19 protein-coding genes are annotated in these 25,067 nt (G+C 58.9%); 15 read left to right on the top strand and 4 right to left on the bottom strand.

From position 1 onward, the window contains the following. Positions 1–10 precede the first annotated feature (10 nt). From ACNJYA_RS23745 to ACNJYA_RS23710, 8 genes are all read left to right on the top strand, one after another. Complete coding sequence (locus ACNJYA_RS23745) at positions 11–1,075, top strand: Gfo/Idh/MocA family protein (protein ID WP_172784595.1); 1,065 nt, start codon at positions 11–13, stop codon at positions 1,073–1,075. 52 nt (positions 1,076–1,127) lie between these two features. Further along, positions 1,128–2,603, top strand: a complete 1,476-nt coding sequence (locus ACNJYA_RS23740; protein ID WP_439363512.1) for an oligosaccharide flippase family protein — start codon at positions 1,128–1,130, stop codon at positions 2,601–2,603. Positions 2,604–2,638: 35 nt separating this feature from the next. After that, positions 2,639–3,160: an acyltransferase gene (locus ACNJYA_RS23735; RefSeq protein ID WP_439363511.1), complete on the top strand. Its 522-nt coding sequence runs from the start codon at positions 2,639–2,641 to the stop codon at positions 3,158–3,160. Between the two features lie 91 nt (positions 3,161–3,251). Next, a complete protein-coding gene (locus ACNJYA_RS23730; RefSeq protein WP_439363510.1) occupies positions 3,252–4,430 on the top strand; it encodes a DegT/DnrJ/EryC1/StrS family aminotransferase in 1,179 nt (392 codons plus the stop codon). Continuing rightward, entirely contained in the window at positions 4,427–5,428 is a 1,002-nt protein-coding gene (locus ACNJYA_RS23725) for an NAD-dependent epimerase/dehydratase family protein (RefSeq protein WP_439363509.1), read from the top strand. The genes ACNJYA_RS23730 and ACNJYA_RS23725 overlap by 4 nt, the downstream gene beginning before the upstream one ends. Further along, positions 5,368–6,564, top strand: coding sequence for a DegT/DnrJ/EryC1/StrS family aminotransferase (locus ACNJYA_RS23720; protein WP_210268173.1), 1,197 nt, complete (start codon positions 5,368–5,370; stop codon positions 6,562–6,564). Before ACNJYA_RS23725 ends, ACNJYA_RS23720 begins: the two co-directional genes overlap by 61 nt. After that, positions 6,561–8,051: a class I SAM-dependent methyltransferase gene (locus ACNJYA_RS23715; RefSeq protein WP_439363508.1), complete on the top strand. Its 1,491-nt coding sequence runs from the start codon at positions 6,561–6,563 to the stop codon at positions 8,049–8,051. Before ACNJYA_RS23720 ends, ACNJYA_RS23715 begins: the two co-directional genes overlap by 4 nt. After that, on the top strand, positions 8,048–8,803 hold the full coding sequence (locus tag ACNJYA_RS23710) for a class I SAM-dependent methyltransferase (RefSeq protein WP_246708754.1): 756 nt from the start codon (positions 8,048–8,050) through the stop codon (positions 8,801–8,803). The genes ACNJYA_RS23715 and ACNJYA_RS23710 overlap by 4 nt, the downstream gene beginning before the upstream one ends. Positions 8,804–8,870: 67 nt before the next feature. On the opposite strand, the gene ACNJYA_RS23705 is transcribed toward ACNJYA_RS23710, so the two are convergent. Next, a complete protein-coding gene (locus ACNJYA_RS23705) occupies positions 8,871–10,250 on the bottom strand; it encodes a glycosyltransferase family 4 protein (protein WP_439400780.1) in 1,380 nt (459 codons plus the stop codon). A gap of 326 nt (positions 10,251–10,576) precedes the next feature. Here ACNJYA_RS23705 and ACNJYA_RS23700 point away from each other — a divergent pair, with 326 nt between their 5' ends. Next, positions 10,577–11,554, top strand: coding sequence for a glycosyltransferase family 2 protein (locus tag ACNJYA_RS23700; protein ID WP_212256465.1), 978 nt, complete (start codon positions 10,577–10,579; stop codon positions 11,552–11,554). 102 nt (positions 11,555–11,656) lie between these two features. On the opposite strand, the gene ACNJYA_RS23695 is transcribed toward ACNJYA_RS23700, so the two are convergent. Continuing rightward, positions 11,657–12,928 (bottom strand): hypothetical protein, encoded by a 1,272-nt coding sequence (locus tag ACNJYA_RS23695; protein WP_260383187.1) that lies wholly within the window; start codon positions 12,926–12,928, stop codon positions 11,657–11,659. After that, positions 12,925–13,716: an FkbM family methyltransferase gene (locus ACNJYA_RS23690; protein ID WP_260383188.1), complete on the bottom strand. Its 792-nt coding sequence runs from the start codon at positions 13,714–13,716 to the stop codon at positions 12,925–12,927. Before ACNJYA_RS23690 ends, ACNJYA_RS23695 begins: the two co-directional genes overlap by 4 nt. 131 nt (positions 13,717–13,847) lie before the next feature. Between ACNJYA_RS23690 and ACNJYA_RS23685 the strand changes: the two genes are divergently transcribed. Both ACNJYA_RS23685 and ACNJYA_RS23680 read left to right on the top strand, forming a co-directional pair. Continuing rightward, positions 13,848–14,933: a glycosyltransferase family 2 protein gene (locus ACNJYA_RS23685; RefSeq protein ID WP_439363507.1), complete on the top strand. Its 1,086-nt coding sequence runs from the start codon at positions 13,848–13,850 to the stop codon at positions 14,931–14,933. A 21-nt stretch (positions 14,934–14,954) separates the two neighbouring features. After that, positions 14,955–15,791 (top strand): right-handed parallel beta-helix repeat-containing protein, encoded by an 837-nt coding sequence (locus ACNJYA_RS23680; protein ID WP_172784607.1) that lies wholly within the window; start codon positions 14,955–14,957, stop codon positions 15,789–15,791. Between the two features lie 22 nt (positions 15,792–15,813). On the opposite strand, the gene ACNJYA_RS23675 is transcribed toward ACNJYA_RS23680, so the two are convergent. Next, a complete protein-coding gene (locus ACNJYA_RS23675) occupies positions 15,814–16,779 on the bottom strand; it encodes a class I SAM-dependent methyltransferase (RefSeq protein WP_439363506.1) in 966 nt (321 codons plus the stop codon). 737 nt (positions 16,780–17,516) lie between these two features. Between ACNJYA_RS23675 and ACNJYA_RS23670 the strand changes: the two genes are divergently transcribed. The 4 genes from ACNJYA_RS23670 (at position 17,517) to ACNJYA_RS23655 (ending at position 24,920) form a co-directional block, all read left to right on the top strand. Beyond that, entirely contained in the window at positions 17,517–20,144 is a 2,628-nt protein-coding gene (locus ACNJYA_RS23670) for an Ig-like domain-containing protein (RefSeq protein WP_439363505.1), read from the top strand. Between the two features lie 92 nt (positions 20,145–20,236). Then, the gene (locus ACNJYA_RS23665) at positions 20,237–22,171 is read left to right on the top strand and encodes a type I secretion system permease/ATPase (protein ID WP_271500833.1); all 1,935 of its coding nucleotides are present in this window, start codon (positions 20,237–20,239) and stop codon (positions 22,169–22,171) included. Beyond that, entirely contained in the window at positions 22,168–23,481 is a 1,314-nt protein-coding gene (locus ACNJYA_RS23660) for an HlyD family type I secretion periplasmic adaptor subunit (protein ID WP_172784609.1), read from the top strand. The genes ACNJYA_RS23665 and ACNJYA_RS23660 overlap by 4 nt, the downstream gene beginning before the upstream one ends. Before the next feature lie 824 nt (positions 23,482–24,305). Further along, positions 24,306–24,920 carry a transglutaminase-like cysteine peptidase gene (locus ACNJYA_RS23655; RefSeq protein WP_439363504.1) on the top strand — a complete coding sequence of 205 codons (615 nt, stop codon included), beginning with the start codon at positions 24,306–24,308 and terminating at the stop codon, positions 24,918–24,920. Positions 24,921–25,067: the final 147 nt, after the last annotated feature.

The raw sequence follows: 25,067 nt of genomic DNA, 5'->3' as shown, positions 1-25,067 counted from the left end.
CGAGGTCAGTATGCGAGATAGTCAGCTGGGAATCGGGGTCGTCGGCTACGGCTATTGGGGCCCCAATCTCGTTCGCAATTTCTCGATCAATCCCGCCGCCCGCGTCGTCGGCGTCAGCGACCTTGATCCAGGTAGGCTGGCCGCCATCAGGCAGCTGTACCCAGGGGTAGCGACCACCGCTCGATATGACGATCTGCTGAAGGACTCCTTGATCGACGCAATCGCCATCGCTACGCCGGTGCACACGCATTACGAGCTGGCAATGGCGGCGTTGAGAGCTGGCAAGCACGTGTTGGTCGAGAAACCACTTGCGCCGAGCGCGGAGCTGGTGTCCCGCTTAATCGACGAGGCGGACCGACGCGGATTGACGCTGATGGTCGATCATACCTTTCTCTATACTCCGGCGGTCCAGAAGATTCGTGAGCTCCTGCTGAAGAGAGAGCTCGGGGACATCTACTACTACGATAGCATACGCTCGAGCCTCGGACTGTTTCAAAGAGATGTAAACGTGATCTGGGATCTGGCGGTACACGACATCTCGATCATCCATCATATCCTCGATCAAGAGCCGGTTGCGGTCTCGGCGACGGGCTCGTGCCATGTTGTCGGTTCGCCGGAGAACATGGCCCATATCACTTTGTTCTTTGCCAACGCATGCGTGGCTCACGTCAGCGTCAACTGGCTCTCGCCTGTCAAGGTGCGGCAGACGTTCATTGGAGGCAGCAAGAAGATGATCGTCTACGACGATCTCGAGCCGACCGAGAAGGTTAAGGTCTACGACAAGGGAATTACGCTCGATAGGCCTCCCGAGAGTGCACATCAGTTCCGGATCGGATATCGCGCTGGTGACATGTGGGCTCCGCATATCTCGCCCAAGGAGGCGCTGCAAACGGAGGTCGAGCATTTTGTCGACTGCGTCCGCACGGGGACGAAGCCGATTTCCAGTGGCATGTCGGGGCTGCGGGTGATCGAGGTGCTCGAAGCAGCTTCTCGTTCGATCGCCAAACAGGGCAGGCCAATCCCGATCAGGCAGTTGCCGCGTATACTACCGGAGGAGACCCGGGCCACGGCTTGATTGGCGCCTTGGCCGTGGCTGTTGGCCAGCCGAGCCCCGCAACGGAGTCTCGATGAATTCAGTGCATCGTTCGGTTCTATTTTCTGGGGTGGACCGCTATGCCGCCCTTGTGCTGTTCGTTGTCTCGACCGCGGTGCTCTCGCGTCTGCTGACGCCGAGCGAGTTCGGGGTCTTTGCGGTTGTCAACGCGCTTACCGCTATTGTCGCAGCCGCATTTCAGGAATTTGGAGGGGCGAACTACCTGATTCAGAAGCATGAGTTGTCGCGCGGAACCATTCGCACGGCGTTCACTGTGATCTTGGGGGTCTCGCTGGCAGTTGCCCTGATCCTGTTAGCCTCGGCCGACGTCGTATCGCAACTCTTTGGGCAGGACAGCCTGAGGCGAGGTATCCAGGTTTCTACGCTTAACCTTCTCCTTCTGCCGGTCTCCGGAACTTTGATCGCCTTGTTTCGCCGTGACATGCAGTTTGGGACGCTCGCGATCTGCAATCTTGCAAGCAACATGACGGTTGCGCTGGTTTCGATCGGACTGGCGGTATTGAACTTCAGCTATATGGCTCCGATCTGGGGTGGTGTGGCGGGGAGCATCGTTCTCACGGCTACGCTGCTGGGCTCCTATCAGGATTTCGGCGTGTTGCGCCCTTCGCTATCGGAATACCGCGACGTCCTCAGATTCGGTCTCTATTCCAGCGGCGTCAGTGCCATCAATATCTTCTACAACCTCGCCCCCCAGCTCTTTCTCGCAAAGATTCTCGATTTTTCGGCTGTAGGTCTCTATAGCCGGGCCACCAGTCTTACCCAGGTTTTTGACAGGCTCGTCACGCAGGTGCTGAACCCGGTCATCATGCCGGCGATCGTGACGAGGCGTGCAACCGGGGCAGATCTAAAGGGCGTATATCTGGACGCGGTCCAGCTGCTTTCCGCAGTGCAGTGGCCGTTCCTCACATTCGTAGCGATTATGGCAAAACCGATCGTTTTGATCTGGCTTGGTCAGGCTTGGCTGGAGGTCGTGCCGTTAGTGCGCATTCTCTGCCTCGCAAATCTGGCATTGTTCGCTGCGTGCCTGACTTATCCTGTGTTCCTGGCGGTTGGTGGCGTGCGTGACGCGCTTGTCTCGTCCTTCATCTCGCTGCCACCGTCGCTCCTAGCGCTCCTGGGCGCGTCCTTCTTTGGCGTGGAGGCAGTCGCGGCGTGCGCGTTGCTAACCTTGCCGTTCCAAGCGGCAGTAGCGATATACTATCTCAGTCGGCATCTTGCGCTGCGGCCGCGCGAGTTTGGCCGTGCCGTTCTGAAGAGCGGTGTCGTCACGATGGCGACCGCCTCGGGCGTAGCCGTCTGTGCGGTGTTGATCGAGACAGGAATTCTCAATTTCTTCGTCGGCCTTCTGTCAGCGTTCGTGGTCGCCGCCTTCTGCTGGGGGTGGGGACTGATCGTCACAAGGCACCCTCTGCTGCAGCACCTTCGTCAAGCGGCCGCGGGTCTCGTCGAGATGGCGCCCAGGCTGCGCCCGTCACGCTCAGTACTGTAAGGGTTTTGCCGGACTGTAGAGACAGGGAAACTGACATGCCAATAAAGGATACCCAGCTTGGTCGCGATGTCCGCATCCTGCATCCGGACCTGGTCAATCTGTATGGTTGCACCGTTGGTGACGAAAGCAGGATCGGAACTTTCGTCGAGATCCAGGCGGGGGCGGAGATCGGTGCGCGTTGCAAGATATCGTCGCACAGCTTCGTCTGCGAGGGCGTCACGATCGAGGACGAAGTGTTCATCGGTCATGGCGTGATGTTCACAAACGACAAATACCCGAAGGCAACAACCGCGGACGGTCGTCTTCAGCAGGCGTCGGACTGGACGCTTCAGCGCACTCACGTCGGCAAGGGGGCGTCCATCGGTTCGAACGCCACCATCCTCTGCGGTGTGACGATCGGAAAGAGAGCCTGCATAGGCGCGGGTGCAGTCGTGACGAAAGACGTTCCGGACGGCGCCATCGTCGCGGGAGTGCCCGCTCGGGTTCTGTCCGCAGCTGAAGAGACGGTCCTGGGTGCCCTCGGCTCATTCGAGGCGCAGCGAAAAGAGCGTCGTTAATATTCATCCCGTTCGAATTTAATGCTTGATTTAATATGATGATTATATTTAAATGCGGATATAATTTCAATCCAATCCAAGGTCTTGAATCTTGATACCCTTCCTGGATCTGAAAGCCCAATATAGCCAGATCAAGCCCGAAATCGACGCGGCTGTGGCGAGGGTCATCGGGAGCGGGCACTTTGTGCTCGGGCCTGAGGTGACGGCCTTCGAAGGACGCTTTGCGGAATATTGCCGGACTGCCCATTGCCGCGCGGTGAACAGCGGAACTTCGGCGCTTCACCTTGCCTTGCTGGCGGCGGGCGTAAGGCCCGGTGACGAAGTCATCACGGTCTCGATGACCTTCGTCGCGACTACCGCGGCCATTCTCTACAGCGGCGCCAGGCCGGTGTTCGTCGACGTCGACCCTGTGACGTGGACAATGGATCCCGGCTTGGTCGAAGCTGCGATAACGCCGCGAACCAAGGCTATCTTGCCGGTTCATCTCCACGGGTTGATGGCCGACATGGATCCCATCATGGAGATCGCGCGTCGTCACGGCCTGGTCGTCATCGAGGACGCCGCGCAGGCGCACGGCGCGGAGTATCGCGGACGTCGCGCAGGCTCGATCGGCGATCTGGGATGCTTCAGCTTTTATCCCGGCAAGAACCTTGGAGCGTTTGGCGAGGGTGGGGCGGTCGTCACCGACCGGCCTGAATTCGCACGCCGCGTGTCCCTGTTGCGGGATTGGGGGCAGGAGGCGAAGTACGACCACGTCATTGCCGGATACAACTATCGCATGGACGAAATCCAGAGCGCGGTACTGAATGTCAAGCTGGACTATATTGAGCATTGGACCGATGCACGTCGGTCGCTGGCTGAGCGATACAATGCACTGCTTTCTGGTCTTCCATTCGCGCGTCCCCAGCCGCCCCAGTACGCCCGCCACGTGTATCACGTCTATGCGGTCAGATTGGAGTGCCGCGACGACGCGCTGAAGCTATTGCGTGATGCCGGAATTGGCGCCGGGATTCACTATCCCGTCCCGGTGCATCTGCAGAGGGCGTATGCAGAACTCGGCTATCGCGCCGGTGATCTCCCCGTCACTGAGATGCTCGCGAACGACTTCCTTTCTCTTCCCATCTATCCCGAGTTGCTGCCGGAACAGGCGGCCGAGGTTGTCGGAATATTGAGGAGTGCGGCGGCGCTGCAGCCTAGCGTAGCCATCAGCACCCGGTCGGAGCATCCACAAAGCTTCATGACATGGTCCCACAACAGGAGAGCGTCTTGATTGATCTCAAGGGTAAACGCGTTCTGGTCACCGGCGGGGCCGGATTCATCGGCTCCCACGTCGTTGATCTGCTCTGCGACGAGGGCTGCATCGAGATTGTTGCCCTCGACAACATGATCAGAGGCCGGCCGGAAAATCTCCGGCGCGCGCTCGGGCGTGGGCCGGTGAGACTGGTTCATGGCGACATTCGCGATCGCAAGCTGATGGAAGCGTTGGTCAAGGCGGCCGATATCGTCTTCCACCAGGCCGCGCTCCGCATTACTCATTGTGCGGCCGAACCGCGTCTGGCCAAGGAGGTCATGGTGGATGCCACCTACGACCTGCTGGAACTGTGCATCAAGCACGATATTGAGAAGATCATCGCGGCCTCTTCGGCATCGGTATATGGCATGGCCGAGGAGTTTCCGACGACAGAGCGGCAGAATGCCTACAATAACCGAACTCTCTATGGGGCCGCCAAGGCGTTTAACGAAGGGCTACTGCGGGCTTTCAACGATGCATGCGGCCTCGACTATGTGGCATTCCGGTATTTCAACGTCTATGGCAGCCGGATGGATATCCACGGACGGTACACCGAGGTCTTGATCCGCTGGATGGAGCGGCTGGAAGCTGGATTGCCTCCCGTTATCTTTGGCGACGGCCGTCAGACCATGGATTTCGTTCACGTCCGCGACGTCGCGCGTGCCAACATTCTTGCCGCCAGGGCAAAGATTACCGATGAGGTCTTTAACGTCGGTAGCGGCACTGAAACAAGCCTGACCGAGCTGGCTACGGTGCTTGCGTCGGTGATGGGACACCGCGGCCTCACGCCCGAATTCGCGCCGGAGCGCTCGGTCAATCCAGTACCGCGACGTCTGGCCTCGACGGGCAAGGCAGAGCGCTTGCTGGGCTTCCGCACCACGGTTTCGCTGGAGCAGGGGCTCGCCGATCTCGTGAAATGGTGGCGATCCGAGCGCGAGCTCGCTTCGGATCATCATCGGCAGGCGGCGGCATCGTGATTCCGATCGCTGCGCCGCTACTTGCGGAGGAAGAGGCTGACGCTGCGCGCGCGGCCGTGCTGTCGGGCTGGGTGTCGCAAGGTCCGCAGGTGGCCGCGTTCGAGCGCGAGTTCGCTGCGCTTGTCGGCGCTCCGCACGCCTGTGCCGTCGCGAACTGCACGACGGCCCTGCAACTCGCCTTGGCGGCATTGGACATCGGCGCCGGCGACGAGGTGATCACGGTAAGCCACTCCTTCATCGCGACCGCAAACGTCATCCGACACCAGGGCGCCACCCCGGTTTTCGTCGATATTGATCCCGAAACGTACAATTTGGATTGCACTCGGCTGGTCGAAGCCATCACCGAGCACACGCGAGCGATCATTGCAGTTCATCAAATGGGCATGCCCTGTGACATGGCCGCGCTTCTGCCGATAGCGCGCCGCCACGGCATCGCCGTGATCGAAGACGCGGCCTGCGCCGCCGGATCGCAGATCCGGATGAACGGGGAATGGGAGCCGATCGGAAAGCCGCATGGAGACATTGCTTGTTTCTCCTTTCACCCGCGAAAAGTGATCACCACGGGTGAGGGGGGGATGCTCACCACCGCGAATGCCGAGCTTGACCGCAAGTTCAGGCTGCTGCGCCAGCACGGCATGAGCGTTCCGGACACGGTGCGGCACAATTCGTCGTCCGTGATCTTCGAGGAGTACGTCGTTCTGGGTTACAACTACCGAATGACGGATATGCAGGCCGCAATTGGCCGCAAACAGCTCGAGCGGCTTCCGGAGCTGGTAGCACGCCGGCGGGCCGTTGCCGCCAAATATGCCGAACAGCTCGGCAATCTGGAAGGACTGCGGTTGCCAACCGAGCCGACGTGGGCCAGATCCAACTGGCAGAGCTATTGCGTGCGTCTTCCAGATCGGCTCGACCAGCGCATCGTTATGCAACACCTCCTCGATGATGGCATCGCGACCCGGCGAGGCATCATGTGCGCCCACCGTGAGGCGCCATATTCGGATGTCACGCAGGGTCAGGATCTGCGCCAATCCGAGCTCGCCCAGGATCGGGCCATTTTGCTGCCCATCTACGCGCAGATGAACGCAGAAGATACCTCGAGGGTGAGTGCTGCGTTGCGGGCAGAGTTGGAGCGATGACTTCGGGGATCGCCGAGCGAAAGTCATTGCGACTTCTGGTCGTGATCGCGAGCTATGGGACTGCAAACAATGCCTACCTGGATCGGGTGATCCAGGAGTACCGGTCCATGTCGTTCGATGTGGACATCGTCATCATATCAAACATTGATAAAAGGCCCGCTGCAGACGTCGAATGCATCGTTGGCCTCCCCAACAAGAATCCGTGGTCGCTCCCCTTCGCGCACAAGGAGCAATTTGTAGCGCGAGCTGATCAATACGACATCTTCATATATTCCGAAGACGACATCTTGATAACTGAAAAGAACATCAGAGCGTTCCTTGACGTGACTTCAGTGCTGCATGAAGACGAGGTTGCCGGGTTGATGCTCGTCGAGCAAGCTTCAAGCGGCGAACTGAATTATCCGCAGGCCCATGGCTCCTTTCATTGGGATTGCACGTCGGTAAAGATCAGGGGGGATTACTGCCTCGCCCAATTTACCAACGAGCATGCCGCTAGCTATATACTCACCCAGCAGCAGCTTGCGAGAGCGATCGCGTCCGGCGGATTCCTGGTCGGACCGCACGAAGGCAAGTACGACCTGCCTTGCACCGCTGCAACTGATCCATACACCCAGTGTGGTTTCAAGAAGCTGATACCGATTTCCAACATCGATGATTTCTCGGCCCACCATTTGCCGAACAAATATATTAACCGGCTCGGAGTCGATCGCCAGCAATTGGACGCTCAACTCTCGGTCCTGATGCAGATTGCGCGTGAGGGCAGCAATGCGGTCCCGCTATTCAGCGCCGAGACCCGGCTTTGGCATGGCATGTATTCAAAGGACTATTACGAGCCGGCCAGGGACGAAGTGTTGTCCGGTGTTCCGGAAGGCGCGGTGGTATTATCGATCGGATCATGCTCGGCTGCAAACGAGCGTCGACTCCTGGAACGAGGACACCGTGTGGTAGCTGTACCCCTCGACCCCGTGGTGGGCAGTGGCTTGGCCCAGTTCGGGGCTGAGGTCGTGTTGGGCGACGTCACGACGGCACCCGCGAAAATCGCAGCGGAACATTTCGACCGGTTGCTCTACGTTGATGTTCTGCAATTCGTCCGTGATCCGGCCTATCTGCTCAGGCTATTTTCCGGTCTCTTGGCTCCGGACGGCAAAGTGATCATCTGCGCGCCCAATCGCCCCAGCCTTCGTTACGCCTGGGAATGCGCGAAATCCGGCAAAGTCCTTCGGCCGTGGGGGACGTTCGAGGCTGTAGGGATTCACGATACGACAATCGGTAGAATTCAAAGGTGGTGCGCGGAGGCCGGTCTGGTGATCGAAAAGATCGAAAGATGCGGTCCAAAAAGAACTGGTCCGATGTTGCAGCTCCTGTCGCCTATACTTGCGACAGACCTGATTGTAACCGCCAAGAGACACGAAGCGTGGAAGCCTTTCTTTCGTGGCGGGCACGAGATGGAAAGAATGGAGGTTTCCAGAAGGAGCGTCGCTCAATGAGTTTGGAGACCGCCAAAAGAATCGAAATGGGTGACATGCAGGGACACAGGGGTCCTGCGCAAGTCTCGGCTGCGAAGGACTACTATAGCCGCTCTCGCCGCGAGATACGGTCGTTGCTACCCAGCCGCGCCTCCCGCATACTCGAAGTGGGACCTGGCGCAGGCTTCACGCTTCTGTGGCTTAAGTCGATCTACCCTGATGCCACGACGTTCGGGGTCGAACTCAATCAAGCGCTCGAGGCCGACCTGCGAGAGCATGCCGATGTCGCGATCATCGGAGACATCGACGAGTTGATATCCCGAGTAGGCAGCAAGTTTGACCTAATTCTGTTGCTTGATGTGCTTGAGCATGTCCCGGACCCAACTCGCACGCTTCAGGCGATCACCAGAAAGCTCCTCATGGACGGTGGTCGCGTGATTGTTTCTGTTCCGAATATCGCGCATCTGAGCGTGACCGTTCCGCTGCTTTTCCAACGTCGATTTGCCTACACGGATTCTGGAATTCTTGACCGCACCCATCTGAGGTTCTTTGTCGAAGACACCGCCGTTAAGCTTTTCAACGACTCAAATCTGGTGGTCAAGGATGGTCTGATCACGGGCCTTGAAGGTCCAAAGTCCATGATGTTGGACCGATTGACCCTCGGACTCCTGACCCACCACTTGGCAAAGCAATACATCATGGCGGGTGAGCTGACTGGTGGGCCTGTCGCACAGCCAAGAATAGATTGGAAGAAGAGCCGGCTGATCAGCTAGAAACACGATAGGTAAGAGGTGGACTGCCTTGCTTCCCGAAGGTGCGCAGTACGCTCGGGACCATCGGCTATGGGCGACCATAATCGGCGAACTGACTTTCGGTCGCAGATCGTGAAATCGCCGAAAGAAGGACTTCCGCGTGGCGTCTGGAACATATGACGGGATCGAAGATGCTTTGTGAATCCGCGGATAGTTGTTCGCGTACTGCGGACCAATGATCTCGACGTGCGAGCACTGACTTCATGGCAGAGACGAGTTCTTCCTTATTCTTCTGTGGCCGAAATCGCATAAGACAGGAGCGATGCCAATTCGCCCTTTCGGGATCGCCGACGGGGTTCGCCACAACGAATCCGCGGCTGCCGTCCATACCGATTTGCTCACGCGCGCCTCCGACATCACTCACGATTGCGGGCAGCCCCGCGCTCAAGGCTTCCATAGAGGCCAGAGACCATCCCTCGAAAAATGAGTTTAGAACAAAGCAGTCGGCGGCGGCTAGCAGGATCGAAGGAGTCGGAAACGACTGCCGGAGGTGAATGCGGTCCTTGCAAGGCATCGTGTTGCGAAGAGTGCGCACTTGACGCGTGTACACTGCATCATCCAGGCGGCCGGCGATCAGCAGATGTGCCTTGCGATCATTCTCGGCGACCTCGGCAAAGGCCCGGACCAGGCCGTAGGCATTCTTCTGAACCGTATGACGACCGAGCGAGAGAAAGAGAAACTCGTCGTTAAGGCCTAGCCAAGCTCGGGCTTTCGAGCGGTTCACCGCCGGGCGGTGTGTCTGGTTGAACGCGTTCGGGATGGTGATGACCGCGGAATCGGGATAGGACGGATTGCCTGAAAGGTACTGGCGCCTCACGAGCTCGCTTACCGCAACAAAGCGGACAATGAACTTCGATCTCCGGCGTTCTTCCCTCCAATTCGTGCTTATGGGCGTTGGAATGCCATGGAGCGTTTCCACGACCGGAATGCGGGCAGCGCTGGCTGCCCGCAAGAGCCAACCGGGCGGATCGTGCGCGCTGATGACGTCAGGGCGGTTCGTCTCGAACCATAGACAGGCGTCGTTTGGCGAGGCGGCAACCGCTTCGGTTCCCTCTCTCTGCAAAGTTGTGAACAGTTCTCCGGCAGGCGCCGCCGATTGATGTGCGCACATAACCGTCACGCGAAATCCGAAGTGAGGGAGGCGTCTTGCAAGAAAAGCGACAAATTCATCAAGCCCGCCGGCGTCGAGCACGGGAGTGACGATCAGGCAGTGCACACTCCCTGGCGGTACAAGCAAGTCGTCCCGCTTCCACACGCCGCCGGTCGGAATCGAGGCGGGCGCAACCGGTGGATTCGGTGCGACGCTCGTATCGTGTGGCACGAGGGGTCTGGACCAGTCGTCAACAATACCGTCACTTGCGGAAGCCAGCTGGGTGCTGATCAAAAGCTTTTTTGCGATACGTCTCACGCCTCGCGGCACCCGCCAGGAGTTTCGTTGGGCCCAAAGTGTCACGCGTCCGCGCAAAGAGATGTCGTTTTGACTGAGGCCCATGGGTTCGAATGCCGTTGTCTTGTGCCGTCGGGGAATGGCAGTACGTCAATTAAAAAGAATAATATATTGCCTAAATACAAATATCCAATTAAATGAGGGTGTTTTTATTTTGGCTGCCACTTTGGGTGTGCGCGATCGTATGTCGGTTCGTCACCTGATGAACAGCCGACCTAACATCGTGCGCAACCGAGTTTCTCTTGCAGGGCTCTGAGACCAACCAAGCCGCTTCCCCGGAGACCTTCATGAGTTCCGTCGATGCGATCATTCCTTGTTATCAGTATGGGCATTTTCTCAGGGAGTGCGCTGAAAGCATATTGAAGCAGTGCGGACCCGAGTTGCGCTTGCTGATCATTGATGATGCGTCCACGGATAGTACAGCTCAAATAGCGCAAGAACTGGCCTGTTCAGATCCTCGGGTCGAGTTTCGCAGGCATGCCACTAATCGCGGCCATATTGCTACCTTCAATGAGGGGATCGACTGGGCCGCTGCCGACTATATGATTTTGCTCTCCGCGGACGATTACTTAATGCCCGGCGCGATTGAGCGGTCAGTGAGGCTGATGGATGACAATCCGTCGGTCGGCCTCACGTTTGGCGGGGCGGTCGCACTCCAAGAGGGGCGGGAGGAGATGCTGGCACCGCCGGCGGAACTTGGGCCCGGAACAAGGATACTGTCTGGCCACGATTTCATCAGAATTAGCGGCGCCAGGAATATAGTGTTGGCGCCGAGCGTGGTGGTGCGAACGAGCCTGCAGAAGAAAGTGGGGGGATACTTACCCGATTTGACGCACAGCGGTGATATGGAGATGTGGCTCCGGTTCGCAGCGCATGGTCCCGTCGGGTATATCGATGCCATCCAGGCTGTGTATCGGCGACATTCAACTAACATGTCGGGCGGATATTCCGCCGAGCAAGACTTCCATCAACGCAAATTGGCGTTTGAGCGGTTTCTGGATCGCTGTGCCGCCGTGCTTCCCGACGCCGATGAGCTCAGGTTCTGGCTGATGCGCCATTTAGCGCTCGACGCGATCAGTTGTGCGAGCCGTGCCTTCAATGAGGGAGACGTTGGGTTATCGGAACGGCTCTCGGCGCTTGCGTCGAAGCTGGACCCGGAGGTTACGCGATCGCGTCGTTGGTGGCTTCTCGCCTGCAAACGGCGATTGGGATCGCGGGGATGGCAGTTGCTGCGGCCGGCTATCGAGCGGTTAAGGACGCCGTGATCGGCTCCGAGCTTCTGGGATGCGTCAAGATCGGCATTCAACGCGCCGATCGCAAACGGCTCACGGTGCTGCCGCGAGAACATTCTGGCGCGTTTGCCGGGTTCAAGCCTGGTACATCGAGAACTCGCGCAGCGACGCCCTGATGCCGATGCAAACTCCCCAGAATATCCAGAGGTAGTTCCAGTAATGAACCGTTAGCCCGGTGAACATGAGCATCACCACCGCGATGGTGAAGGCGATGCGCAGAGTTGGCGCGCTGGGATCCTCCATGACGCCGTTGAAGCGGCGTTTTACCGGCAGGACGCTCGCCATATTTGTCAGGGCAAGAAGGAAAATCATCGGAAGTCCGAACCGGAGCGCGAATACCAGCCACACAGAATCGATGGTGGTATCGAGAATGTCGTGATTGAGTCGGTCGAACGCGTATCCGGTGAGAGGAGACTCCATGATCTTTTGGGTGGCCGCGTCCCAGATCAACATTCGAAAGTACCCCGACACTGGATCGAAGGTCAGGTGCGAGATGATCCAGCCAAGCGGGTGATTGGCGACGGCCATTATCACGACAACGATGGTAGCGAGACACATCTGGAGCGCGGACCAACGCCCGGAATATTCCTTCAGTGCCGCATTATAGAGGTAGAGCATCAGGACAATGAGACACGACAAAAGGGGCGCGGAGGACAACGACAAGAGGCAGCCGAAAACACAAAGTCCCGCCCAGAGCAGTTTTGACAACGGGCGTTGCTCCGAAAACAGAAAGATGCCGCAAGCAACGGTGCAGTAGGTGCCCAGCAGAATTGGGTGGTCAAACGTCGAGGCAGCTCTTACCCAGTACAGCCTGAAGTCGGGCGAGAGTGGCGCTTGGCCGCCGAAAGCGGCAGAAAACGCTTCTTGAACAATGAGCCGGCCCGAAAGGTTATCGAAGAGCGCCAGCAGGACGACGTAAGCAGTCACGATCCTGAATGGTTGGATGAAGCTATAGATCGCCGCCGGGCCAAAGAAGAAGCCGCGCGCCACAAGGTAGCCCCCAAGAAACTCGAGGCTCTCGGCGCCCGTCGACGAGAGCGCACTCGGGCCGCTCGTGTAGTAGGCTGCCGCGAACATCCATGTTGCCACGCCGAATGCAAGATAGTCCGAGGCGAGCATGTGACGACCGGCCCTGACTAGCCTTGCCACCGCAGGTACTATGAGGAGCAGGATTCCGATCCGCCCAATCGTCAATTTCGCATCGGCGAGGTATAGCTGGACTTGCGCCGCCGGCAGAACGAGTCCGATCAGCAGCAGCCAAGCCGGCAGCGTACTGCATCGCTCGGGAACTCTCGGAGAGGCTGTTCTCGTCAGCCCGAACTCGCCGCCTGTAACCGTGACGCTCATGAGAGGGTCGCCTTGCCCGGCGATGCGGTTTCGATCTGAGCGCGGCGTCTGTGATCGTCAGTCAAATACCACGTGAAGGTGACTGAACGCGGCGCCAGCCCCTTCACGAAGCGTCGATCCTGAAAGACGTAAGGCCGATAGCCGATGTCGGAAACGAAGTGAGAAATCTCGTCCGATGCAAATGCGCACATCAGTGCTGGTTTGTATCGGCCTAGCGTGTGTACTGATCCTCGCAGGATGTCCAGTTCGGCCCCCTGAGCGTGCACCTTGATCAGGGAGGGTGCCATCGCAAAGGAATCGAGGGTGCGACATTCGATTCTGTGTTCGCCCACGGTCAACTTGGACTGATCGAAGCGGTACATGCGGCCGGAATCGCTCAGCCATTCGGTCGCGGCCTCGCGGGAGGTGGCCGCCATACCATCGCACGCCCACCAACCGTATGATGGAACGAAGAATGTAATGGTGCCCGGCCTGGCCCCCAGCGCGTAAGGCAATACCGAGATGGACCGATCTTCGGAGAATCGAGTCTTGAGCCGCTTGGCCGAGAGGGGTTCCGGCTCGAAAGCGACGATGCTCGATTGTGGTCTAAACCTCTTGAAGGCCTGAATGCTTTGTCCGCGGTTCGCCCCGATATCGATAATCAGACCATCTGCTCTGGCGGTCCACGTGACACCCCTATACTCGGGTTTCGGGAGGTATGAGGCCGCCGCGTCCTTGAAGGCAAATCGCGCCGCCGCCACGCCGGGGATGTTTGCATATGCAAAACGGGCAAAAGGCTTCAGATTCATCAGGATAGGACCTCGGCCCCATTGCGCGGCAATCACTGCGTCAGATTAAACAAAATAAATCCAATTGCAATAAGTGGCATTTAAAGATATCGAATATATATAATAATTTAAATGTCAACGTGGAAGTTCCCATGGCGATCGGATTGAAAACAACCGAGATGGATGCCTCGTATGGGTTGGCGGAAAGTCTCGTTTCCGAGGTCGCGGTGCTTATCGTTGGCTATCGCAACCCGCATGACATCGTCGAATGTCTACTGGCATTGTCCCGTGCGACCACTTCGCCGGCCTTCGACGTCTTCATTTGCGAGAATGGTGGCGAGGATGCCTATTACCACTTGGTCTCAGCTCTGGTCGGCGAGGGAGGCCCTTGCCTGCGGGGCGAGGCTCGCGGAACCGGAATAGGTGATAACATCAGCCGATTTACCGGCGTGGAGCGCCTGGTTCTGCGAGCGAGATCGTCAAATGTCTGGGTTGCGTGCGCCTCCGACAATCTTGGCTATGCCGGTGGGATAAATGCGTGGTTGCGCCCACTCTCTGCAATTCCCACTTGGCGGGCGATCTGGATCTTGAATCCAGATACCCAGCCGACCGAGTCCGCCCTGGCCGCGCTACACAAACGGGCGGAGTCCGGTCGAAAGGCAATGGTGGGCAGCACTATTCTCGACAGCCTCGATGCGGATCACGTGAGATTCCGCGGTGGGCTCTCCTGGCAGAAGCTGGCCGCGAGAGACGTTGCCATCGGCCTGGGAGACCTTCTCAATGCATCCTGCAACACCGCGGCCGTCGAAGACGCGATGGATAGCCCTTCGGGGGCATCGATGTATGTGACCCGCTGGTGCATCGAACGGATTGGTCTCATGGATGAGAGCTATTTCCTGTTTTACGAGGATATGGATTGGGGACTGCGCGCAAGACATTTGGGACTCGGTTATGCCGCCGACTCGATCGTCGTTCACAAGCGCGGCACCACGACGGGATCCGCCAAAGGTTCATCGGCCATACCAGTGCTCTCCGTTTACCTCCAGCACCGCAACTGCGTTCGCTTTGTACGCCGACATTTCCCATGGTCGCTGCCTCTTAGAGTTGCGGTCTCCGTCCTTTATGCACTCAGGTTCTTACTGCAGGGAGCCCCAAGCAACAGCCGTGCAGCGATCGAAGGGCTCGTCGCTGGATTGAGAGGCGAGATGGGCCGGCCGAAGGAGCGGATGGCACAATAACGGACGCAAGGGCACCTGCGGATGCGACGGTCGATCTTCATTCAATCGCTCTTGTTGCTTTTAGTCGTGAGCGCCGGGGAAGACGACATTGTTGCGCGCGCGGCGGAGCGCGACCCGATACCCACGGCCGAATGGCCCAACCCTACGAATACGGGGGTGCGTCCGCATGTCAAGCTAACGCGTTCCGGCGACGTTGTAGCGGACCAGGCCGGCGTCACGATTTCGGGCCTCGATATTGAAGGCCGCGTCTATATCAAGGCACCGAACGTAACGCTGATCGATTCCAAGGTGACTTCCGCCTCCTTCTACATCGTGAGAATCGAGCCCGGTGTCACTGGCACAGTGATCAAGAACTGTGAGATCAACGGCGGTGGCTCCGGCAATGATGGCTCCTATGGCATAGTAGGTCAGGGTACGTTCATCGCAAACAACATCTACAATGTGGAGAACGGAATCGGTGTGTCTGGGTCTGATACGCTCATTCAGGACAACTACATTCATGATCTCCTTGCGTCCGGCTCTCCGCACTATGACGGCATTTCGATCGATGGCGGCAACGCCAACATCGTTGTCAGGCACAACACGGTCATCAACAGGCACACGCAGACATCCGCGGTCATGATCGACAATTATTTCGGACCGATCTCCAACATCGAAGTCGACGGCAACCTGCTGATGGGCGGTGGATACACGGTTTACAGCTCGGCGCAGTTCAATGGCGGATCGGTCGAGGGGGTTTCGTTCACCAAGAATCGCATGGGCAGAGGGAGGTGGGGCTATAGTTCGATTGTGAAAAACCTCCCGGTGTGGCGGGAAAACGTAGATAGCGCGACCGGGCGCACCATTGGTCCTCGGTAGATCATCTGCGGCCTCAGGTCGCCTATTTATCCACACGCCGGAACCAGAATGATCCTGGCTCCCGCCACGGTTCGCGCATCAGAACCGGACATGCGTTGTTCAGCCTAGCCTTGTGATTGCGTGCAAGCCAGTTAACTGCGCCAATGATCTCGAAATGTGCGTTGAAACTCAGGAAGGCCTCCAGGAGATATTGCTCATTCCATAGCCAGCGATCGCGAAGGAGCCATTGAGCAGGGTAATCGTGCGGCGTGAAGACGTCGTGGACATGCACGATCACGTTGGGACGGAGGAGGCCGAGTACGTGCAGGTATTCGTGCAGGACGTCGCCCTGCGGGCGAATGATGTGTGAGGAGTCGATGAAGAGAATGTCGTTCTCTCCCAGCGCCTCAAAAAGGCTGTCTGGGCAGCACTCGACCTTTCTTCTCAGGACCGTGACACCCGCTGATTCGAGCCAAGGTTGCTCAAACGGTTCAATACAGATCTGCTCGCATCGATAGCCCGGGCTGTCCCTCCCGTTCGCCTCTATCGCGAGGCGGGCCATGAGGGTCGAATTGCCACTCCCGACCTCGACGATCCGTTTGGGTTTGAAGTGACGTATCATGTTGTAGAGAAATTCGGCGTCTCCAGGCTCGAACGAGCCGTTGTGGTATCCGAATTCGTCGGGTTTCTTTTGAACGGTTGGAATTTTGAGCAGTTCGTCGCGGTACCTAAATTGCTCGACCAGCTCAAGCTGTGCTGCTTCGTTTAGATCCAGTCCGGCGATTTCTCGCGGAAGATCTAGGTCGCGCTTCAGGTCTTTCGCGAGAACGATCGGCTCATAGTAGTGATGCCGCACGATGGCGAACTGAAATCTGTCACAGATTGACCTCGACAAGGGAGCTCGATCACGGAGGCGACCAAGGAGGACTGCAAGTGGAGCAAAAAGTAGAACGACGGGCGTCAAAATCAGATCGAGTACTCGGTAAACGGACTCGCGGAAATAGTGCATGGATCATCACTTCCGATCTGTAGAAATGGGACAATCTTCGGCCTAGCAAGGCTCCACTTCGATGCACGAGAATATTGTGGCCCATTGCCATTCCGCCGTCCAGACCAGATCGCTCGCATGTGAGGTCGTCCAGGGCAGTGGAAAACCGGCGTCTTCACCGGGAGGGAATGGCTGTATTCTCATTTGTTGCCGTGTCGCGACTACGCGGCGAGCCTCGCCTCAGCGGCGATCGATTTCCGGGCATGAGGACTCGCGCGCTTCAAGGGCTACGGATACGCAACCGAAATTGATCTCCCTCCAAATAGCTCCTCGACAGCCTTCGACTGCCACACCTCAGAAGAGCGCCTGTGTTCCGCTGTCCCCGGCAGAACTCTGCTGACGAGTTCGCGCGAGATCCGTCGAACGGAGAGAATCGATTCCCACCCAATCGTGGTCTGGCGGTCTTTTTGAAGCGAGCCTTTGGTGAAGTTGTTAAAAATATATATCCGCAATTAAATTGCGAAAATGCCAGGAGGCGATGAGAAGCTGCGCGCTCGTTGCCGTCTGCGAAGATAAAGGTGAATAAGTCGGCAGTGTGCTCTTGCGGCAACGCGCGAACACTCGCAGTCTGTCGCGGCTTATATGGCGGTGTTACTTCGGGTTTTTTTAATCGCGTTGAATTTGGTCGCGCGTTGCACCCAAAAAATGACCCAAGTGGCGCCCCCATCTTGTCCCAAAAAAGCCCCCGCCGATGGAGCATGACACCGGCCGTGGCGCGCCTTTGGGGATGGCGCACCTGCGTGCGCTGCACGTTCGATTTAACTGCGAAGGAGAAAAATATCTTGGCAACGACGACTGCGTGGCCTGATGCTACGAACACTGGAGTGTCGGCGGGCGTGACCCTCACTCCTTACTACGGGGACCTCGTCATCAATACCGCGGGAGCCGTGATCAGCGGCCTCGACATCCATGGATCGGTCTACATCAACGCTCCGAATGTCACCTTGGAGAACTGCAAGGTCACGACGGATGCGTTCTACGCCGTGAGGGTTGCGACGGGGGTAACGGGTGCGGTGATCCAGCACAATGAGATCAATGGCGTCGGCTCGGGCAACGACGGCGACTATGGAATCATGGGTCAGGGAACGTTCATCGCCAACAACATCTACAACGTTGAGAATGGGATCGGCGTGGATGGAGGGAATACCCTCATTCAGGACAATTACATCCACGACATGATCGCATCGGGATCGCCTCACTACGACGGTATCTCGATTGACGGGAAAAACTACGACATCACGATCCGCCATAACACGGTCATTAACGACCACACTCAAACGGCAGCGATCATGATCGACAATTACTTCGGACCTGTCTCGAACGTCGTTGTCGACAACAATCTATTGTATGGTGGTGGCTACAACATCTACAGCTCGGCCCAGTTCAACGGCGGTTCGGTCACGGGAGTCTCGATCACGAACAATCACATGGGCGGAGGTTATTGGGGCCCGACCGCATTCACCGGCAACACCCCAGTTTACACCGGCAATGTGGATGACAGCGGGAGCCTTATCGCGACCCTCAACACATCGGCGAACAGCGGCTCGGGCTCGACGGCGCCAACTGTGCCGGATGCTCCCATCATCGCGTCGTTCTCGACCGACAGCGGCACCGCCGGCGACAAGATCACCAACGACAATACGATCGAGCTCAAGGGATCCGCTGCTGCCGGCAGCACCGTCAAGTTCTACGACGGTGCGACCCAGATCGGTTCGACCACTGCGGACTCGAGCGGCGCCTGGGACTACATCACAAAGGTCCTGACCGACGCCAAGCATACGCTGACCGCAACGGCAACCAGTTCGTCGGGTCAGACCAGCGTGGCGTCGTCTGCGTTGGCAATCACCGTCGATACCAAGGCTCCGACTGCACCGACCATTGCCGGCCATACGGTGAACACCGCCAATCAGGTGGTGATGTCGGGCAGTGCCGAAGCGAGCAGCGTCGTGAAGGTGTTCGACGGCACGACCCAGATCGGGACCGCGACGGCAAGCAGCACTGGCGGGTGGAGCTATACAAGCAGCGCCCTTGCGGCCGGTTCGCATAGCCTTACCGCGACGGCAACGGACGCAGCAGGCAATACCGGCGCGGCGTCCACCGCCTTCACGGCCAGCATCACCGGCACCTCCGCGCCAGCCACACCGACCTCGCCGACGTCACCCTCGTCGCCGACTGCCGGCACGGTCGTGGAGTCAGCTGGCGCCACAACTCTCGTTGAGAGCGGCGGCAAATATTACCTCAAGGGCAGCACCGGATCGGGCCCCACGCTGAAGGATAACGGTGTGGAGTTTGTGAACGGGTCGGATGGCACCTGGGCACCGATTGGTGCTGAGAAGACCGCGACGGGCTATGAGGTTGTCTGGAAGGAGGCGAGCACCGGTCAGTACACGGCGTGGAATACTGACAACAATGGCAACTACGTGTCCCATGTCGACAGCCTGACCGGCTCCACGTCGGGTGGTTCGGTGTCGGGTACGGACTCCGGCCTTAAGTCGCTCGAGACGAGCTTCCATCAGGATCTTAACGGTGATGGGCAGATCGGTACTTCTACTGCAACCACCCCGACATCGCCAACGCCGACGACTGGCAAGGTCATCGAATCGGCTGGTGTGACAAGTCTCGTTGAGAGTGGCGGCAAATACTATCTCAACGGCAGCACCGGATCGGGCCCCACGCTGAAGGACAACGGTGTGGAGTTTGTGAACGGGTCGGATGGCACCTGGACTCCCATTGGTGCGGAGAAGACGGCGACGGGCTATCAAGTTGCCTGGAAGGAGACGAGCACTGGTCAGTACACGGCGTGGAACACCGACAATAACGGCAACTACGTCTCCCATGTCAGCTCCCTGACCGGCTCCACGGAGGGGGGCTCGGTCTCGGGTACGGACTCTGGCCTCAAGACGCTGGAGACCAGCTTCCATCAGGATCTGAACAGTGACGGGCAGATCGGTACTTCCAGCGTAGCTACGTCGTCCACTGCAACCAATAGCACCGCTCCCATTGCGGGCAGTACGTTCATTGCTTCGCCGGGCAACACGACTCTGACGAGCACGTCCGGCGATGACACCTTCGTTGGCAGCAGCCAGGCCGACACTTTCGTGTTTGGCGCGAACTTCGGCAACGACGTGATCAAGGGCTTCGTTGCCCGCGGACCTGCTCACGACACGATCGAGTTCAGCAAGAGTGTGTTCGACAGTTTTGCCAGCGTTCTCTCCCACGCGACCCAGTCAGGTACCGATGTCGTGATCGCGACGGGGAGCGATACGCTTACGCTGAAGAACACCAAGGTCGGCGCGTTGACCAGCAACGACTTCCACTTCGCGTAAGGGACGGCATCCACACAGAGTAGTCTTCAACAACTGCCTTGGTGATCTCTTGGGGGATCTTCCAACAATGGCGTAGTTCAAGGGCAGCAGCCATGATTGACTTTGGACGGCGGGGGGTATTCCCCCCGCCCGCGAATCTCTATCGAATTCCACTTCTTCACATATCAGCACTCTGGACAGCCGGACGGCAGCGGGCAGAAAACGCTCAACTGCAGACGCCACAGCTGATCGGCTGGGCAAAGGACCTGCTCGAAGCGGTGCGGCAACGGATATTCGCTGGTCGACCCCGGCCAGAGGATCACTATGACGAGTCGCAGTCAGAGTTGTCCGCTTTCCTGCGGTCTTGCCGCCGGATTTTCTGGGCACTCGCGGCCTTCAGCGGCATGAGCAATCTACTCATGCTCACCGGCTCGTTCTTCATGCTGCAAGTCTATGATCGGGTGCTGCCCGGACGCAGCATACCGACTCTGGTCGCCTTGATGGCTCTGGCGACGGTGCTTTACCTGTTTCAAGGCGGGCTCGATCTCGTGCGGAGCAGGATTAGCTCCCGGGTCGGTCGGTATTTCGATGAAAGTCTCGGCATTCGCATCTTCGATGCGCTTGTTCGCTTGCCTTTGAAGACCAGAGCGGATGGCGACGGCCTGCAGCCGGTGCGGGACCTCGATCAGGTCCGCAGCTTCCTGTCGAGCGGAGGGCCGACGGCGCTCTTCGATCTGCCCTGGATGCCGATCTATCTCGGCGTCTGCTTCTTCTTTCACTTCTGGATTGGCGTCACCGCGCTGGTTGGCGCGCTGGTGCTGGTCGGCATTACGATGCTCACGGAAACGCGTACCCGAGGCCCAGCGAAGGCGAGCTCGCGTCTCGCCGTTTCGCGAACTGCCCTCGCGCTCGAGGGACGGCGCAATGCCGAAGTTCTGCAGGCCATGGGCATGCGGCAACAAGCGGCCTTGCGTTGGCGGGATGTCAACGCGAAGTACCTCGCAGCCCATGAACGGGCCAGCGATGTCGCAAACGGACTCGGTGGTGCCTCGAAGATTTTCCGGGCGATCTTGCAATCGCTGGTTCTTGCCGTTGGCGCCGTCCTCGTCATCAACCAGGAATCGACGGCCGGCATCATCATTGCCGGATCGATCCTCACCGCGCGGGCCCTTGCGCCTGTCGAAATGGCCATTGCGAACTGGAAGGGATTCGTCGCCGCGCGACAATCGGGGCAACGGCTCGATCACTTGCTGAAGCTTCTGCCTCACGAGGAGGAGCGGTTGGCATTGCCTGCGCCTGTTGCAACCCTTACCGCCGAGAACCTCTATATCGGTGCTCCGAACTCCGAGAGACCCACTCTCAGCGAAGTGTCATTCCAGCTGCGGAGTGGGCAGGCAGTCGGAATCATCGGTCCGAGCGGATCCGGCAAGTCGACGCTGGCGCGTGCGCTGGTTGGGGTGTGGCCGTGCATTCGCGGCAGGATCCGGCTCGACAACGCCGCCCTCGAGCACTGGTCTTCGGACGCCCTCGGCAAGCACATCGGTTATCTGCCCCAGGACGTAGAATTGTTCGACGGCAGCATTGCGATGAACATTGCGCGCTTCGACCCGAACGCAACCGCCGCCGCTGTTCTGGAAGCCTCTCATGCCGCGGGCGCACACGAGCTCGTCCTCTCCCTGCCGGACGGGTACAGCACGAAGATCGGCGAGGGAGGGCTGGCGCTGTCGGCGGGGCAGCGGCAGCGTATCGGGCTTGCGCGCGCATTTTACGGCAAACCCTTCCTGGTCGTGCTTGATGAGCCCTCTTCCAATCTCGATGCGGAGGGCGAGGAGGCCCTGACCGAGGCGATCCTGAACGTGCGGCGCCGCGGAGGGATCGTGGCCGTTGTCGCGCATCGGCCGAAGGCGCTGGAAGGTGTGGACCATGTCTTGTGCCTCGGCGAAGGCAGAGTTCAGTCCTTCGGCAAGCGAGAGGAGGTTCTCAAGAGAGTGTTGCGGAATCCGGTACCGCTCAAGGTCGTCGCGGAAGCTCAAGGAGGCGGCCGATGAACGGTCAGGTAGCGCCGGCGTTGCAGTCGATCCAACGTTACATGATCGTCGGAATGATCATGCTCGCTCTGGTGACCTTTGGGGTCGGCGGCTGGGCGACGACGACCCAGTTGTCTGGCGCGGTCATCGCTCAGGGCGTGGTCGTGGTGGATTCGAGCGTCAAGAAGGTCCAGCACGCCACTGGCGGAATTGTGGGAGAACTGCGTGTGCGCCAGGGCGATCGGGTGAATGCAGGCGACGTTTTGATCCGCCTCGACCAGACGCAGACGCTCGCGAATGCGACGATTGTCACCAACAGCATCGATGAGCTGCTGGCGCGGCAGGCTCGTCTCGAAACCGAGCGCGATGGTGCTGAGCAGGTCGTGTTTCCCAAGGTGCTGCTCGACCGGGCCAAGGAGAGCAACTCCGAGGCGAGCCGTGCGATCACTGCGGAGCGGAAGCTGTTCGACCTCCGCCGCCAGGCAAGGAGCGGCCAGAAAGCGCAGTTGCAGGAGAAGAGCGCGCAGCTGGAAAACGAGATTAAGGGCTATACGGGGCAGTCCGAGGCCAAGCAGAAGGAAGTGGAATTCATCCGCCAGGAGCTGGAGGGCGTACGCAGCCTCTGGCAAAAGAATCTGGTGCCGATCACGCGGCTCAATTCCCTCGAGCGCGACTCCGCCCGCATCGAGGGCGAGCGCAGCCAGCTTGCAGGGATGATCGCGCAGTCGAAGGGCAAGATCTCCGAAATTGGACTCCAGATCATTCAAATCGACCAGGACCTCCGGACGGAGGTCGGCAAGGACTTGATTGAAACGCGCTCGAAACTCTCCGAGCTGGGCGAGCGCAAGACTGCGGCGGTGGATCAGTTGAATCGCGTCGATATCAGAGCGCCACAATCCGGTCGCGTCCACGAGCTCAGCGTGCATACGGTTGGGGGGGTGATCTCTCCCGGCGAGCAAATCATGCTGATCGTCCCTGATGCGGACTCGCTTGCGGTCGAGGTCAAGATCGCGCCGAAGGATATCGACCAGGTCTATGTGGGGCAGACCGCGACAATGCGCTTTGCAGCATTCAACCAGAAAACCACGCCCGAAATCGATGGCGAGGTCAGCATGGTCTCGGCAGACATCACGCAGGATCAGCGTGCCGGCACCAGCTACTACACAGGCCGCGTCCTGCTGAAGCCGGAAGAGCTGGCGAAGCTCGGCTCGGCCAAGTTGCTGCCCGGCATGCCCGTCGAGGTCTTCATCAAGACGGCAGGGCGGACCGCGCTTTCATACTTGCTCAAGCCGCTGCAGGACCAGGCGGGGCGGGCGTTCAAGGAGCGCTGAGCTCGTGCAAGATGGCAGCAGCGCTCGACTGCATGTTTTCGGGACCGGCGCCCTTTCCCTGGGCGTCGGTGTTGCGACCAGTTCCTGAAAGCAAGGCCGGACGGTCGCAAGCACGAGGGGCGGGCGTGTCGGCCCGACGCGCGCGCGTCCCAAACCGGACCCGCGTCTGCACTCCGATTTGAAGGATCCGCCGTAGCATTTGGGCGATCGGCGCGCCGTGACAAATCCGGTGGAACGAACGTGACGAGATCGCCCACCTCGCGGTCAACCCCACTAAATTGCGTACCTTTCGATCGGGCGAGCGCGGTGGTTGCCCGTTCCCTCCATGCGGGACGATGGGGCGCTCGAACGATCGTCCGCTCAGAACGTCCATTCGCTTGGCATGCAGGGTCATGGCGACGACGAAGCCGAGTATGGAAGCTTCAGCTCCCAGAATGACGAGTAGCTCGACCGGCATGCGAATGAGGTCCTGTTCGAGAAGGCCCGTTTGGCGCGCATAATGATTTAAAGCAATGATTAAAAATATTTGGTGGCAAATAATTGTCCACCGGTGCACAGAGCGCGACTTGGGGCGCGCCGCACGTCAACGACTCTCGCCGAGAACAACTGGGCGTCGATTGAGGCCGTCTCGCTCCATCCCCTTCATTCATTCTGCTCGTCTTCCCCCAGTGTCACTGCTGTGTACTCGCGGTCGGTGGCTTATTCAATATTTATTGTCATTTAAATATATTTGAATTATAAACGATGCATTAAATCGTTTTGTGTGACTCGGCGCGCGCCGGGGTGGACCCGACACGGTTTGGCGTACGGAGGGGGATCCGCAGATGCAGCGAACCTCGGGCCCGGTCATCGCGGCAGCCATAGCAATTGTGATCGGTGGCGTTCAGTGGGCGCGTGCGGCATTGCTGGTCATGCCAAGGGCCTCCCAAGCGGACCTTGCGCATATCGAGCTGGGGCGCCCCGCTCTTCCGCCCCTCACTTACACGGTGTTTTGCCTGCGCTATCACGCCGAATGTCGCCCGCGCCGCTTCTTCCGCGGCGGGCCGGTCCGGTTGACGAGGGAACGATGGGCAGAGCTGAAAGCAGTCAATCGCGCCGTGAACCGCGCCATTGTTCCGCAGCCCAATCAACTCGGCCTTGCGGGTGAGGAGTGGATCGTCAACCCCGATCGCGGTGATTGCAACGACTATGCAGTAAGCAAGCGTCACGAACTGCTGCAACGCGGCTGGCCGGCGCGGGTCCTGTTATTGAGCGAGGTGGTCACCAATTCTGGAGATCATCACCTTGTGCTGGTGGTGCGCGCCAGGAGCGGCGATCTGGTCCTCGATAATCTGACGCCCGAGATCAAGTCCTGGTCGCAAGTGCCATACGGCTGGGTCCGCATGCAGATGCCGAGCGATAGCCGGATGTGGGCGACGATTGGCCGCCTGGGAGCTTGAGCATGCCTCCTGCCATACCGCCCGAATCACGCTGGGCTGCGCCGGCGGGACGCCTGAGCCAAGCGTGCAAGTGCGGTGTTGGCAACGGCTCTGTCGTGCCCCGTTGACCTACACAAGTCTTTCAAGCTGCACCTTCTCCAGGCGCGC

The organism is Bradyrhizobium sp. BLXBL-01, from assembly GCF_051853025.1.
Classification (GTDB): Bacteria; Pseudomonadota; Alphaproteobacteria; order Rhizobiales; family Xanthobacteraceae; genus Bradyrhizobium.
This window is presented reverse-complemented; position numbering and strand designations above follow the sequence as displayed.

What these genes read in the sequence shown, in the direction of transcription:
- ACNJYA_RS23745 (WP_172784595.1), top strand. Translation starts at nt 11, where the DNA reads ATGCGAGATAGTCAGCTGGGAATCGGGGTCGTCGGCTACGGCTATTGG.
- ACNJYA_RS23740 (WP_439363512.1), top strand. Translation starts at nt 1,128, where the DNA reads ATGAATTCAGTGCATCGTTCGGTTCTATTTTCTGGGGTGGACCGCTAT.
- ACNJYA_RS23735 (WP_439363511.1), top strand. Translation starts at nt 2,639, where the DNA reads ATGCCAATAAAGGATACCCAGCTTGGTCGCGATGTCCGCATCCTGCAT.
- ACNJYA_RS23720 (WP_210268173.1), top strand. Translation starts at nt 5,368, where the DNA reads ATGGTGGCGATCCGAGCGCGAGCTCGCTTCGGATCATCATCGGCAGGC.
- ACNJYA_RS23715 (WP_439363508.1), top strand. Translation starts at nt 6,561, where the DNA reads ATGACTTCGGGGATCGCCGAGCGAAAGTCATTGCGACTTCTGGTCGTG.
- ACNJYA_RS23710 (WP_246708754.1), top strand. Translation starts at nt 8,048, where the DNA reads ATGAGTTTGGAGACCGCCAAAAGAATCGAAATGGGTGACATGCAGGGA.
- ACNJYA_RS23700 (WP_212256465.1), top strand. Translation starts at nt 10,577, where the DNA reads ATGAGTTCCGTCGATGCGATCATTCCTTGTTATCAGTATGGGCATTTT.
- ACNJYA_RS23695 (WP_260383187.1), bottom strand. Translation starts at nt 12,928, where the DNA reads ATGAGCGTCACGGTTACAGGCGGCGAGTTCGGGCTGACGAGAACAGCC.
- ACNJYA_RS23690 (WP_260383188.1), bottom strand. Translation starts at nt 13,716, where the DNA reads ATGAATCTGAAGCCTTTTGCCCGTTTTGCATATGCAAACATCCCCGGC.
- ACNJYA_RS23685 (WP_439363507.1), top strand. Translation starts at nt 13,848, where the DNA reads ATGGCGATCGGATTGAAAACAACCGAGATGGATGCCTCGTATGGGTTG.
- ACNJYA_RS23680 (WP_172784607.1), top strand. Translation starts at nt 14,955, where the DNA reads ATGCGACGGTCGATCTTCATTCAATCGCTCTTGTTGCTTTTAGTCGTG.
- ACNJYA_RS23675 (WP_439363506.1), bottom strand. Translation starts at nt 16,779, where the DNA reads ATGCACTATTTCCGCGAGTCCGTTTACCGAGTACTCGATCTGATTTTG.
- ACNJYA_RS23670 (WP_439363505.1), top strand. Translation starts at nt 17,517, where the DNA reads ATGACACCGGCCGTGGCGCGCCTTTGGGGATGGCGCACCTGCGTGCGC.
- ACNJYA_RS23665 (WP_271500833.1), top strand. Translation starts at nt 20,237, where the DNA reads ATGATTGACTTTGGACGGCGGGGGGTATTCCCCCCGCCCGCGAATCTC.
- ACNJYA_RS23660 (WP_172784609.1), top strand. Translation starts at nt 22,168, where the DNA reads ATGAACGGTCAGGTAGCGCCGGCGTTGCAGTCGATCCAACGTTACATG.
- ACNJYA_RS23655 (WP_439363504.1), top strand. Translation starts at nt 24,306, where the DNA reads ATGCAGCGAACCTCGGGCCCGGTCATCGCGGCAGCCATAGCAATTGTG.